Origin of the sequence: Nioella sp. MMSF_3534 (assembly GCF_030732985.1) — a bacterium.
In the GTDB taxonomy this organism is placed as follows: domain Bacteria; phylum Pseudomonadota; class Alphaproteobacteria; order Rhodobacterales; family Rhodobacteraceae; genus Nioella.
The window spans coordinates 1-12,351 of record NZ_JASHJX010000006.1 but is presented as its reverse complement, the minus strand read 5'-3'; the positions used below and the strand labels follow the sequence as shown (position 1 = coordinate 12,351).

The window sequence follows — 12,351 nt, the reverse complement described above, 5'->3', positions numbered from 1 at the left end:
GCCCTTTCCTTCCGTCGGCTGGTCCTGACCTGCCCGTCTCAGTTCTCTCCGATCAACGATGTCTGAAGCGTGAGCGACAAGGGTGCGTAGCGTGTCGCACGCAAATCTGTCAATGTCCAAACCAGTTGGAAAACGGCATCCAGTGGCGTAAAAGAAAACTATCAAAATTAGTTGTTTGGGCAATGGGCCAAAGTGGAAATGTCATCTGAAAAAACTGCACAGGATTATTTGCTTGATGCCCGGCGGCACTTTCACGCCAAAGACCATTCTGCGGCGCTTCGAATTGCAGAAGACGGTCTTGCCCAGTTTCCGTTCAACGCCAGTCTGTGCGACTTAAAAATAGCGACACTTCGGGCCATGGAAGGGCCAGAGCTCACTTTAACCTTTTCCGAAACCTTGCCGCGAGAGCTTTTGGCGAGTTGGCTTGTCAACCGAATGGTTGTCTTGCTGATCGAAACGGAGCGATTGCAGGAGGCAAACGAGCTGCTGAACGAGGCGACCGCAGATACTCGTGCCCGACAGCCATACCAGATGGCTCGGATACGCGTGACCGAAATCATTGAAGGGAAAGAGGCCGCTCTGTCTCAGGCGCAAGTTTTTTGTCGGGCTCATCCCGACCGCCAGGAACTCATCTTGCGTTTGGCTGGATTGCTGGAAGACCTGGATCGCTGCCACGAGGCCATCGATTGCCTTGAACCACTGATCACGCCGGATGCGCCTTGGCCGCATCGAAAACAGTTTGCGCGGGTGTGCAAAAAGGCGGGCTATCTCATCTGGGCGATTTCTGTCATGGAGGATGCGGAACGGGACCTTCAAAACCCCCCGCCCGGGCTGTTCTATGATCTGGCGCGAGCGCTGGAAGAAAAGGGCCGTTCAGAGGAAGCGCTGGCGGTTCTGGACCGCAGCCAGCAACGTTACTCAAACAATTCATATCTGTGCTGGATGAAAGCCCGAATTCTTCGTGAATTGGGGAGGGCTGAAGAGGCACTCGATTTCGTTTTTTCATTAGCGCCCGAGGCCTTGGATGAACAACTACAGAACATGGTTTGTAGTCTGTTAATCGAGCTCGAACGCCATAAGGAGGCGGAGGAATTCATCGCTTCCCTGCCAATAGACGCGCAAAACCGTCCAGCGATCCTGCTGTCCCGGCTTCGGATATGCCATGCAACGATGGGCCCGTCGGAAGCTCTTGAATTTGCAGAGAAATCAATCGGCTTTCGACCTTCGAATCAGTTTCTCGCCTTGGAGATTTCGCATCTATTGCAGCGTGCTGGCCGTATCCACGAGGCAATATCCATCCTGTCCCCCTTCGCAACCGATGCTGTGGCAGCGCCGGTCGCGGGCAAACTGGCGAGATTGTATTTGGCGACGGGCCAACCGGATAAGGCCGTTTGGCTTCTTGCCCCTTTGGCTGACGCGAAAGCGACCAATGCTGATATGCAGAGCCTCCTGGTTCAGGCCTACGAAGAAGACGGGCGGCAGGTTAGCGCACTGGACGCTGTGGAAAAGGGGCTTCAGCGCTTTCAGGGCGATCCGAATCTCTTGGCACAGTACTGGCGTTTGTTATCGGGCCTTCAAGGTCGTGAAGCAGCCATTCAAGCCTGCTATAGCGCACAAACCGACTGGCCCGGGTCCGTGCAGGTTCAGATCAAGGCGTTGCAATTCTTGTCGCTAATGGAAGACGAGGACGGCTGTAAGAATGCAAGTGAGAGAATCGAGCACGCGGACCCGGACAATCAGCAAGGTGCTGTCGTTCGGGCGAACTATCTGTTGCAGCAGAAGGATGCCATCGGGGCGCGGAACCTCCTAATGGCAACGCGAAAAAAAAATGGGTCCTCAGCCTCACTCGACAGGACATTGGCCGTTGCCTGTCATCACCTCGGCCTCAACGATGAAGCCATGAGCCTGATCGAACCGCTGGCCTGTGGTTCAGAAACCAACGCGTATGCAGTAGTCGAACTGGTTAAATTTAGACAAGCCGTTTGCGACTACGATGGCGCAAGGGCCGCGCTGGACAGTATTTCTGTGCGCAATCGAGACGATGAAAAACGCAGACGTGATCGCTTGGCTGACATGGCCCTTGGAAGGGCCGATGTGGAAAGCGCTTTGGAACTGGCGCAAGCGACGGTTCTGGACAACCCAGACGATGTCTATGGCTGGTCACGCAAGGCACAAGCAGAACTTATGGCAGGTGATGTGGATTCAGCTTGGGATAGTCATCGGACATGGGTCAACTTGCGCTGGATGCAGGACAAGACAGGCAAGCTGACCAAAAAGGTCAAACGTTCCCTGAACGGTCAGATCATGAATGAATACCGCTTGCTGGGTGATGATCCCGCGCTTGCACTAAGCCGCCCAGGCCTAGACCAGCGGATTGCAGCACGAGCGTACAAACGCAGCCTGATGGGCAACCCGTCAAGCACGGCATTGGCCTTGGGGCTGATGGTATCCCTGCGCCGCTGCGGCGAGGTGCTGGATAAAGCGTTTGACGAGGCTGAACTGCAGCCCGTCCCAGATCGGATTCCGCGTAAGATCTTCCAGTTCTGGGATGAGCCGGCTCCGCCCCATCAAGTTGCAGATCTGATGGAAGAGAACCGCCTTGCCAACCCGGGTTACAGCTATCGGCGCTTCGATCAGAAATCCGCGCGCGAGTACTTGCAGGAAAAGGGTGAACAGGCGGCCATTGAAGCGTTTCGGCTGGCGCCGAATGCCGCCGGCAAGGCTGATATCTTCCGATTGGTCGTGCTTTGGCACGAAGGTGGAATCTACCTGGATGCAGACGACCGTTGCACCGTCCCTCTGGATACATTCATAGACCACTCGCTCCGCTTTCTGGGCTATCAGGAACCGCAGATGAGCGTAGGTAACAGTTTTCTCGCCGTTCAGCCACGCGACCCGATCATCCGCGCTGCTCTGGATGATGCCGTTAATGCCTTTGGCGGGCCACAGGGGGAAATCCTTTGGCTGAGCACAGGGCCGGGTGCCATAACACGGGCGGTCGCGAAGGTGGGAACCGACGAGGCGGGATTGCTCTTGCCTGGGGTCTGTATCGTTTCCATCAATCTGCTACGAAATGGCGTTTGGCCCCATCTTAAACTATCATACAAATCCACCGAACGAAGCTGGATACGTTCCTTTCTGAACCCGGACGCGGGGAGCTTGCACGCTACTTTTCGAGTCACTGGTCGCAAGGCAACATCATGAGTCCTTCAATTGTGGCAGTTAGAGCAAGCCCCTGTTATGTGCATCTATCGGATTGCTGTAGTGCCGATGGTGCATGAAAGTAGTCGGAGCGCCTACCGTTATCCCCCCGGAGATTCGGGGCGTTTGAAAGCAGAATTCTCTCAACGGAGGAATGAGAGGACACTGGTCAAGAAATCGAAGTACAGTACGCTCGTCGTCCAATCTTGGCCTCTTCTGGATTGGATCCTTGGCCTCTTCTGGATCGGATCTGGGATGAGACTGTCTGGCTGTGATGTCCGGATCTTGCAGATGACGGGACAGAACAGCCATAGCCGCCTCAACTGCCGCGTGGTCTTGATCGATCTGCCTTCGCCAAACCTTTTGCGGCTCGGGTCTTCTGTCAAACGGCACCACTGTCTGGGAAACCTGACCTCAGCCCCACTTGGCGCGGCAAGCCAAAACGGTTAAGTCTGACTCTTGTAGGCAGGACGGGCCTTTAGACATGAGTGCAGACCACAAGTTCCTGATCGAGCAGATCGCGCAGGGCGACAAGCAGGCCTTGGCGGCGCTTTACCGTGCGCTCGAACGGCCCGTCTACAAGTTTATCGTGTCCAGATTGAACGATCCCCACGAGGCGAGCGACATACTCCATGAAGTGTTCATGGATGTCTGGTGTTCCGCCGGCCGCTTTGAAGGGAGATCGAAGGTGCAAACTTGGATTATGGGCATAGCCTACCGAAAGAGCATCGACGCGATGCGCAAGCGCGGCCGTATGGACCTGACCGATGAAACACCGGACATGGCAGATGACGGCCCCGACCAGGAGACCTGCCTTGCAGCCGGCCAGGAGGCCGAACATGTGAGGCACTGCCTGGAGACGCTGAAGGACGATCACCGTTCGGCGATCACGCTCGCGTTCTACCAGGACATGACCTATGGCGAGATCGCCGAGGTCGCGGGGGTGCCCGAGGGCACGATCAAGACCCGTATCTTCCATGCCAAGAAACTGTTGATGCGCTGCCTGTCTGGTCGCGTGGAAAGGGGTGTGGCATGACCTACCAGGATATTCACGAATTGCTGCCCTTCCGGGCGAACGGAACCCTAGACGGCGCCGATCTGGCCGCCGTGGACGCGGCCCTGGCCGAGGATGCCGACCTGCGCGCCGAACTGGCGGCGCTGACCGCCATCCGCGCCACGATGCGGGCCGAAGAGGTCGCCAGCCCCGGTGATTTCGGACTTGCCCGGCTGATGCGCGATGTCGATGCCGAAACCCGTGTGGCCGCGCCTGTCGCCGCCAATGACAACGTGGTGCCGCTGATGCGCCTGCGTATCTGGCAGGTCGCCGCCGCCGTGGTGCTGGCTGTGGGCATCGGGTTCAACCTGCCGCAATTCGGACCCTCCACCGCGCCCATGGACAGCGCTGAACCGGCAGGCTTTACCCTGGCCAGTGGCGGTGCCGCAGCCGACTTCACCGTGGTCTTCGCCCCCGACGCCACCGAGGCCGAGATGCGTTCCCTTCTGCTGCAGGCCGGTCTGGAGATCGTTTCCGGCCCTTCGGCGCTTGGCATCTACGGGCTTGGCCTGATCGACGCAGAAACCTCGGATGCCGCATTTGCAGCGCTGTCGGCTTCGGCTATTGTCGAGGACGTGCAATAGTCCCTTTCGAAGGCCCTGCTTATGTATCGTCTGATCATCCTAGTCGCCGCAGCTTTTCTGCTCATGCTTCAGGTGGGGGCTGCGCAAGCCCAGATCGAACCCACCGACCCGGCAACCGGGGGACCGACCAGCCCCGGAGAGTGTGACGGGCCGTGCTACCCCGACGATTACCAAGACGGATATGATCATGAAGATGAACGGGTGGATGCCGACCGTTCGGCACAGCCTCGCGTGGTGACATCTCCTTCGGGCCTTCCCGAATACATCGTCAGCGGTCCGATCTCGGAATTCGACGCCTCGCGGAATGGCCTGACCGAAGCCGGGGCGCAGCTGTTGCGCTATCGAGATCTGCCTCTGCTCGGCATCCGCATCGCCATCTACGATTTCCGCCTGCGCCTTGGTGTGCGCCGGGCCAACATGATTCTCGACGATGTGGCCCCGAATACCCAGGTGGGGCGTCACCATATCTATGAGCTGTCGCAAGCCCGCCCCCGCGTTTACGCCGCCGACATGATTGGGGATGCCTCCCCCGGGGCCTGCCCGGTCGGGCGCCGGTCGATCGGTCTTATCGACGGGCCGGTTGACCCCGACCATCCGGCACTGGCCGGGGCGCAGATCGTGACTCAGAGCTTCCTCGGCGATGGGGAACACCCGCCTGCGGGCAATCATGGAACCGCCGTGGCGGCGCTGATCGTGGGGCAGGACCCGTCCGGCGCGCTTGGCGGCTTTGCCCCCGGTGCCGCGCTGTACGCCGTATCGGCCTTCACGGAGTCGCGCGGTGACGTCGGCGCGGATATCGAACGCATTGCCACCGCCATCGAATGGCTGCTGCAACAGGATGTGCGACTGATCAACATGTCCTTCGCGGGGCCGGAAAACACCGTGCTGACGGCTGTGCTGGACAGTGCCGCCGCACGCGGGGCGATCATGATCGCCGCTGCGGGCAATGACGGGCGCGAACGGGCGGCCTATCCGGCGGCGCACTCTTCGGTCATCGCCGTAACCGCCGTGGACGCCGCTTTCCGCCGGTATCGCGATGCCAATTACGGCGACCATATCGAGTTCTCGGCCCCTGGTGTCGATCTCTACGTCGCCTCCTCGCGCGGCGGCAACTACGCCTCCGGCACCTCCTATGCCGCCCCCATCGTCACCGCATTGGCGGCTCGGCTGGGGGCAGGCGGCGGTTTGAGCCTGAGCCAGATTCGTGACCGCCTGCGCGGTTCGGCGGTGGATCTTGGGCCCGATGGCTTCGATTCCGAGTTCGGTTGGGGTCTTGTGCGCGGCGGCTGCTGAAACCGCATATTGCAAGAGTGAGCCTTGGGGAACCGGCCTGTTGCAGGCCGGTTTCTTGCGTTTTCGGGTTTTGTCACGGTGTAATCTGGGTGGGATTTTGAACCGAGGCCAGCCCCCGTCCGACCAACAGGTATAAGGGCGGTTTTTCCCGCCGGATGCCATAGCGATCAGGACCCAAGCCATGACCCGTTTTCTTGCCCCCTTTTCCTCTGCCGCCCGCCGCGTCATCGCGGGCGATCACCTTCGGGTCCGCAGCATTGCCGCCGGGTCGCAGCGTGACCTGGTGGCTGTGCCCACCCGCGACACCGCGCCTGCGTCCCGCGCCCGGCTGAGCAACTTCCGCCGCGCCATTCAGGGCTGAACCACCGGTGTTCCCGTGGCCACCGTTACTTGCCACGGGCTTGTCCCTCGTCTGACCGATCCCGCTTTTCCGCTTTGATCGGCACCTTTACGGCCCGCATTCTTCAAGAGTGCGGGCCTTTTTTGTACGGGGTCCGCCAGCTCGGCGCGTGGATCGAAAAAAAACAGAAAAAACTTTGAACCAACTCGACGCGCCCCCCGACCTATCCCTGTATCGCGCAGATAGTCTGCGCTGCAGGTGAGGGAGCACAACGTGTCACGATTTCTCAAGTGCATGCTGACATTTGTCTCGGTCAGTGTGAAACGCGTTCCTTCCCCGATTGCCTTGGATTTCTGGCAACCGCTGCCCGCTTGTTATGGCCAGGCGATCAGTGGTGATGACGAAATCATTTTCCAATATCGCAGCCACTTGTTTTCCGTCTGACGGCTGCTTTCCCGGCGCTGAACACCCCCCGTCCTTAGTTCGGTGCCCCGATGCCCGGTCCTCCCCCGGACCGGGCATCTTCTTTTTCTTTCCCGTCAAGTGCTCTTGAAGTCCGTTGCACGATGCGCAACGCCGGTCTCATCCTCTTTGCGCGGCCCCTCCACAGGCGTATCACAGGGGTATGAACACCTGGCTGCCCCCAGATCCCGCAACGCTCGTCACCACGCTGGCCGTGGGCGCTATTGGTGCGATGGCGGCGGTCTTGCTGCACGTTCCAGCCCCCTACCTGACCGGGCCTGCCGCGTTGGTGACGCTGGCGGGTGTCTTGGGCTTGCGCACGCGGGTGCCGCTGCCGCTGAGGGATGGCTGCTTCCTGGTCATCGGCACGTCCATGGGGGCCGGCGTGAACCCCGAGATCCTGGCCGCCGCAGCGCAATGGCCCCTGAGCCTCGCGGCGCTTGCATCGGCGCTTCTGGTCATTTTTCTGGGCGGTGCCACGCTCTTGCAGCGCTGGCTTGAATTCGACCGCATATCGGCCCTCTTGGCGGCGACGCCCGGACATCTGAGCTATATCCTGTCCCTGTCTGCAGATACCAAATCGGAGCTTTCGACCATCACCGTGGCGCAATCCCTGCGGGTGCTCATCCTGACATTGCTGGTGCCGCTGGCTGTTGCCCTGCTGACCGATGTGGATCTGAGCATGTCGGCGCGCCCCGACGCTGTGATGTCACTGGTGCATCTGGGGGTGATCATGGTGCTGGCCGCGGCGCTTGGCGCAGTGCTGAAACGCCTGAACATGCCGGCGGCCTTCCTGATGGGCGGCTTCATCGTTTCGGCGGTCAGTCACGGCACCGGAGCAACCCCTGGGCTGGTGCCCGGATGGGTGACGATCCCCGGATTTGCCATCATGGGCACTTTGATCGGCACCCGCTTTTCAGGCATCTCGCTGGCCCAGATCCGGCGGGCCTCGGGCGCGGCGGCGGTGCTGACGACGCTGGCGCTGATCGCCACCGTGGGGGCGGCGCTGTCCATGCACTGGGCCCTGGGCCTGCCTGTCACCAACCTGCTGATTGCCTATGCCCCCGGCGGGTTGGAGACCATGGCCGCGATGTCGGTGATGCTGGATGCCGATCCGGCCTTCGTGGCCTTCCACCACGCATTCCGCATCCTGCTGCTGACCTTTCTCGTGCCCGCCTTCCTGCCCAGATCGGAGCCCGAGACATGACCGCCCCCAAGCCCCTTGCCGGTATTCGCGTGCTGGACCTGACCAATGTGCTGGCCGGTCCCTTCGCCTGCCATCAACTGGCCCATATGGGGGCCGAGGTGATCAAGGTGGAGGCTCCGGGCCGGGGCGATCTGGCGCGGCAGTTGGGGGCCGATCCGGCGCTGAACGCCAAGGGCATGGGCGTGTCCTTTCTGGCGCAGAATGCCGGGAAGAAATCGGTGACGCTGAACCTGAAGCATCCGCGCGGGGTGGCGCTTTTGAAGGCACTGGTGCGGGGCGCGGATGTGCTGGTGGAGAATTTCCGCCCCGGCGTGATGGACCGTCTGGGTATAGGGCCTGACGTGTTGCGGGCCGAAAACCCCCGGCTGATCTACTGCGCGATTTCGGGGTTCGGGCAGGATGGGCCATGGGTCGACCGCCCCGCCTATGACCAGATCGTGCAGGGGGTGGCGGGCGTGATGTCGATCACCGGGGACGCAGAAAGCGCGCCTTTGCGGGTGGGCTATCCGATTGCCGACACGATCGGCGGGCTGACGGCGGCGATGGCGATTGCGTCCGCCCTGAACGCGCCCGAGCGGGGCTGCGTCATCGACGTGTCGATGCTGGAGGCGGTGCTGGCCACGATGGGATGGGCGGTGTCGAACTACCTGATCGCGGGGGTGGAGCCGGGCGCCCATGGCAACGAGAACACGACCTCCGCCCCCTCGGGTGCCTTCCGCTGCAAGGGCGGACTGGTGAACATCGCCGCCAACAAGGATGAGCAGTGGGAGGCGCTGGCCCGGCATCTGGGGCTGGAGGCGCTGCTGGACGATCCCGACTACGCCACGCGGGAGGATCGCAAGCGAAACCGCTATGCGCTGAGGTCGCTGATCGAGGCGCGCTTGGAGGCGAAATCCGCGCGGGACTGGGCGAGGGAGTTGAACGCATTGGGCGTGCCGGCCGGGGCGGTTCTTTCGGTGCCCGAGGCGCTGGCGCATCCACAGGTGGCCGACCGGGGGCTGGTGGCCTCATTCGAGGATGTGCCGGGCGTGGACGGGCCGGTACGGGTCCTGCGACCGGGTGTGAAACTGGATGGGGCCGCGCCCGAGGTGGCGAAGGGGCCGCCCGCGCTTGGGGCCGATGCGGCGGAGGTCTTCGGTGCGCTCGGGCTGGATACGGCAGAGCTGGAGCGGCTGGCGCGCGACGGGGTGATCTGAGCGACGGGGAGCGGCCCGGCTCAACCTGCCCCCGAATGGCGGAGGCCGCGCTGCCGCGGGATATCGGGTGGGTTAGGTTTGCGGTCCTGTCGCCTGCGCGGGGTGGTCGGTCGGGATGCCTCCGGCGGGAGTATTTGGGCCAAGAAGAAGGGGTAGGGGGTCAGTTGGCCTCGGTGTCGATCCAGATCGTGACCGGCCCGTCATTGACAAGCGAGACCTTCATATCGGCCCCGAACTTGCCGGTTTCGGTCGGGATGCCGAGCCCTGACAGATGCGCCGCGAAATGCTGATAGAGCCGGTCGCCCTCTGCCGGTGGGGCAGCGGTGGAGAAGCCGGGGCGGTTGCCGCGCGAGGTGTCGGCGGCCAGCGTGAACTGGCTGACCACGAGGGCCGAGCCACCCATGTCGAGGATTGAGCGGTTCATCTTGCCCGCCTCGTCGGTGAAGATCCTGAGTTTCGAGATCTTGGTGGCGAGCGTTTCCGCCTGCGCCTCGCCATCGCCCTGCATCGCGCAGACGAGGATCAGCAGGCCGGGGCCGGACTGGCCGATGATTTCTCCGTCGACGCGGACGGCGGCTTCGCTGATGCGTTGGATGAGGGCGCGCATGTTGGGTCCTTTCGCTGATCCGGGGGAGAGTGCGGGTTTCTTGACCGGAATCAAGGCGAATCCAAGCGGGATGGGAGAGACTCCGGGACGCAGGCAGAGGCGTGATCTGCCGCGCATCAAGGAGGATCGCTATGGTTGAGAAATCGCATACATCCGGCGGATGGCCTTCGGTTTTCGAGCCTTTCCGCACAATGGGTCGGCAAGTGGCCGACTGGTTTGCGCCGGCGTCAGAGGCGGCTGTGGATGAGGCCAGTTACAGGATCGTGGTGGAACTGCCCGGTGTTGAGGACAAGGATATCGATGTGAGCGTCCATGACGGGGTGTTGACCGTGAAGGGCGAGAAGAGGTCGAGCCGCGAGGAAAAGGGAGAGACTTGGTACTTCAGCGAACGGCAATATGGGGCGTTTTCCCGCAGTTTCCGGCTGCCGCCCGACGCGGATGAGGGGGCTGTGAGTGCCGATCTGAAGGATGGGGTTTTGACGGTGTCGGTGGCGAAATCTGCGCCCGCCAGCCCCGAGACCAAGCGGATCGAGGTGCGCAAAGGCTGAGGTCGGGCGCGGGGAAGGGGCTTGCAAGCCCCTTATAACGTCCTTGCAAGGACGTTGGCCGCGCCTAGCCTTGCCAGCGGAGTGTTTCGTCAAGGCCTGCGCGCGTGGTGCGGAAGCTGTTGGCCGGGTGGTCCTCATCCGCCCGGCCCATGCTGATCGCGCAGACGATGGTACGGTTCTCGGGCAGGTCAAAGAACCGGTGCAGGAAGGGCGCGTAACTCGCCAGCGCCGCCTGCGGGATGGTGGCGACGCCGCGCGCGGTGGCCGCCAGGGTCAGGGCGGTCAGGAAGCCGCCGCAATCGACAAGCCCGTAAGGGCCAAGCTCTGCCTCCGAGGTCAGGACCGCCACATGCGGCGCACCGAAGAAGCGGAAGTTCTCCATCATCTGCCGGTGCGATCCCTCGCGGTCGCCCTTCTGCACGCCTACAGCCCCGTATAGCTGCCAGCCGCAGGTCGACCGACGTTCCTTGTAGATGCCGGAATACCGCTCGGGGAAGGGGATGTCGGGCGTGTGGCTGGCTGCTGTCATCTCCTCGGCCAGAGCTTCACGTAGGCGGTCGGTCTCCTCGGCTCTCGTCACCACCAATTGCCAGGGCTGCGCGTTGCACCAGCTGGCGACCTTTTGCGCGTCGCTCACGATCTCTTCGATCAGGTCGCGCGGCAGGGGATCAGACCGGAACGCCCGGCAGGAATACCGGTCGTCCAGAATGCGGGTCAGCGCCTCGGCGTCGCTCATTGCTGAGTCATCATATAGAGATAGGCCGCCCCTGCGGCCAGCGCCGCCCCGATGACGACGGCAATGGCGATCTTGATCGCCGACCAGGGCCGCTCGCCCTGTACCTTGCCGGTCTGGCCATTGACCACGAAGCGATAGCTTTGGCCCTTGTATTTATAGGCGGCCATCCAGACCGGCAGCAGCACATGTTTGAAGGTGATCTCGGACACATCCGTGTTCACATGGCTGATGCGCTGCCGGTCGCCGCCGATATCGGCATTGATGTCGCGGCGGATCTGCGCATCCATGATGTCGCGCGCTTCCTCGAACCCTTCTTCCACATCGACTGTGTAGCCCTCGGCCATGAAGCCAGCGAGGTAATGGGGCTGATAGGGCTCCAGCTCGCTCAGGTTCCAGGGCTTGAGATTGTCGGTGTAGCTTTTCGGCAGCGAGCGCGAGCCGAGGATCAGGATATCGTCGAAGAAGCGGCTGACGCGGCCCCGGACATTGGTCCAGCGGATTTTCTGTTCCCGGACCTGTGTCGGCTTGCCCTCGCGCATCACCGTGCGGGTCACGTAGTAGATCGTCCCGCGCTGGCCCTGATAGCGGCTGGCGGTTTGGGCGTCATAGGTCCAGTAGGGCACATAGATGCCGTCGAGGCTGCGGCCCTGGCGGGCATATTCCTTGAGCCCGTTCGGCGCGAACCAGAGCCGCCCAAGCCAGGCGGTCATGGCCTTGTGGGCGTCGCGTTCTTCCAGCTTGAAGGGCAGAACGGCCTTGGGCTTGATATGCCTGTGGGTGCCGGTGTCGGTCACCACCGGTGTGGCGCAGAAGGGGCATTCGGTGGAATGGACGTCCGAGTTGAACTCCACCTGCGCGCCGCAATTGGGGCAGGGGGTGACGCGGATCTCCTCCATCTCGGCGCTGTCGAGGCCCGAGCGCAGCGCGGTTTCGAAATCCATCTCGCGGATCTCGGGCAGGTCGGCGGTCTCGAAATCCTGCTCATTGCCGCAATGGTCGCAGATCAGCTTGCCCTCTTCCGGGTCGAAGCGGAAATCCGAGCCGCATTGGTTACAGGGAAAGCGGTGTTCCTCGTTGGCGAGGGCATCGGCGGGCTCGGTGGCCTCCGGCTCGGGGTCAGATC

Annotated in this window: 12 protein-coding genes; 9 read left to right on the top strand and 3 right to left on the bottom strand. The window is 62.0% G+C overall.

Annotated elements, in window-relative coordinates:
* The first annotated feature begins 198 nt into the window (after positions 1-198).
* The 8 genes from RBB16_RS03885 (at position 199) to RBB16_RS03850 (ending at position 9,337) form a co-directional block, all read left to right on the top strand.
* Positions 199-3,204 carry a glycosyltransferase gene (locus tag RBB16_RS03885; RefSeq protein WP_306044899.1) on the top strand — a complete coding sequence of 1,002 codons (3,006 nt, stop codon included), beginning with the start codon at positions 199-201 and terminating at the stop codon, positions 3,202-3,204.
* Between the two features lie 481 nt (positions 3,205-3,685).
* Complete coding sequence (locus RBB16_RS03880) at positions 3,686-4,237, top strand: sigma-70 family RNA polymerase sigma factor (RefSeq protein ID WP_306044898.1); 552 nt, start codon at positions 3,686-3,688, stop codon at positions 4,235-4,237.
* Positions 4,234-4,839, top strand: a complete 606-nt coding sequence (locus RBB16_RS03875) for a hypothetical protein (protein ID WP_306044897.1) — start codon at positions 4,234-4,236, stop codon at positions 4,837-4,839. The genes RBB16_RS03880 and RBB16_RS03875 overlap by 4 nt, the downstream gene beginning before the upstream one ends.
* Before the next feature lie 21 nt (positions 4,840-4,860).
* A complete protein-coding gene (locus RBB16_RS03870; RefSeq protein WP_306044896.1) occupies positions 4,861-6,132 on the top strand; it encodes a S8 family serine peptidase in 1,272 nt (423 codons plus the stop codon).
* A 181-nt stretch (positions 6,133-6,313) separates the two neighbouring features.
* The gene (locus tag RBB16_RS03865; RefSeq protein WP_306044894.1) at positions 6,314-6,493 is read left to right on the top strand and encodes a hypothetical protein; all 180 of its coding nucleotides are present in this window, start codon (positions 6,314-6,316) and stop codon (positions 6,491-6,493) included.
* A 252-nt stretch (positions 6,494-6,745) separates the two neighbouring features.
* Complete coding sequence (locus RBB16_RS03860; RefSeq protein ID WP_306044893.1) at positions 6,746-6,916, top strand: hypothetical protein; 171 nt, start codon at positions 6,746-6,748, stop codon at positions 6,914-6,916.
* A gap of 181 nt (positions 6,917-7,097) precedes the next feature.
* Positions 7,098-8,141, top strand: coding sequence for an AbrB family transcriptional regulator (locus tag RBB16_RS03855; protein WP_306044891.1), 1,044 nt, complete (start codon positions 7,098-7,100; stop codon positions 8,139-8,141).
* Positions 8,138-9,337, top strand: a complete 1,200-nt coding sequence (locus tag RBB16_RS03850; protein WP_306044889.1) for a CoA transferase — start codon at positions 8,138-8,140, stop codon at positions 9,335-9,337. Before RBB16_RS03855 ends, RBB16_RS03850 begins: the two co-directional genes overlap by 4 nt.
* A gap of 160 nt (positions 9,338-9,497) precedes the next feature.
* On the opposite strand, the gene dtd is transcribed toward RBB16_RS03850, so the two are convergent.
* Positions 9,498-9,944: a D-aminoacyl-tRNA deacylase gene (dtd, locus tag RBB16_RS03845; protein WP_306044888.1), complete on the bottom strand. Its 447-nt coding sequence runs from the start codon at positions 9,942-9,944 to the stop codon at positions 9,498-9,500.
* Between the two features lie 131 nt (positions 9,945-10,075).
* Between dtd and RBB16_RS03840 the strand changes: the two genes are divergently transcribed.
* Positions 10,076-10,492 carry an Hsp20/alpha crystallin family protein gene (locus tag RBB16_RS03840; protein ID WP_071690557.1) on the top strand — a complete coding sequence of 139 codons (417 nt, stop codon included), beginning with the start codon at positions 10,076-10,078 and terminating at the stop codon, positions 10,490-10,492.
* Between the two features lie 64 nt (positions 10,493-10,556).
* Here RBB16_RS03840 and RBB16_RS03835 read toward each other — a convergent pair whose 3' ends face one another.
* Together RBB16_RS03835 and RBB16_RS03830 are read right to left on the bottom strand one after the other, a co-directional pair.
* A complete protein-coding gene (locus tag RBB16_RS03835; RefSeq protein WP_306044887.1) occupies positions 10,557-11,228 on the bottom strand; it encodes a nitroreductase in 672 nt (223 codons plus the stop codon).
* Positions 11,225-12,351, bottom strand: a 1,127-nt coding sequence (locus tag RBB16_RS03830; RefSeq protein WP_306044886.1) for a TFIIB-type zinc finger domain-containing protein, incomplete at its 5' end; no start/stop codon positions are given. The genes RBB16_RS03835 and RBB16_RS03830, both read right to left, overlap by 4 nt.

What these genes read in the sequence shown, in the direction of transcription:
- RBB16_RS03880 (WP_306044898.1), top strand. Translation starts at nt 3,686, where the DNA reads ATGAGTGCAGACCACAAGTTCCTGATCGAGCAGATCGCGCAGGGCGAC.
- RBB16_RS03840 (WP_071690557.1), top strand. Translation starts at nt 10,076, where the DNA reads ATGGTTGAGAAATCGCATACATCCGGCGGATGGCCTTCGGTTTTCGAG.
- RBB16_RS03865 (WP_306044894.1), top strand. Translation starts at nt 6,314, where the DNA reads ATGACCCGTTTTCTTGCCCCCTTTTCCTCTGCCGCCCGCCGCGTCATC.
- RBB16_RS03855 (WP_306044891.1), top strand. Translation starts at nt 7,098, where the DNA reads ATGAACACCTGGCTGCCCCCAGATCCCGCAACGCTCGTCACCACGCTG.
- RBB16_RS03870 (WP_306044896.1), top strand. Translation starts at nt 4,861, where the DNA reads ATGTATCGTCTGATCATCCTAGTCGCCGCAGCTTTTCTGCTCATGCTT.
- RBB16_RS03850 (WP_306044889.1), top strand. Translation starts at nt 8,138, where the DNA reads ATGACCGCCCCCAAGCCCCTTGCCGGTATTCGCGTGCTGGACCTGACC.
- RBB16_RS03835 (WP_306044887.1), bottom strand. Translation starts at nt 11,228, where the DNA reads ATGAGCGACGCCGAGGCGCTGACCCGCATTCTGGACGACCGGTATTCC.
- RBB16_RS03885 (WP_306044899.1), top strand. Translation starts at nt 199, where the DNA reads ATGTCATCTGAAAAAACTGCACAGGATTATTTGCTTGATGCCCGGCGG.
- RBB16_RS03875 (WP_306044897.1), top strand. Translation starts at nt 4,234, where the DNA reads ATGACCTACCAGGATATTCACGAATTGCTGCCCTTCCGGGCGAACGGA.
- dtd (WP_306044888.1), bottom strand. Translation starts at nt 9,944, where the DNA reads ATGCGCGCCCTCATCCAACGCATCAGCGAAGCCGCCGTCCGCGTCGAC.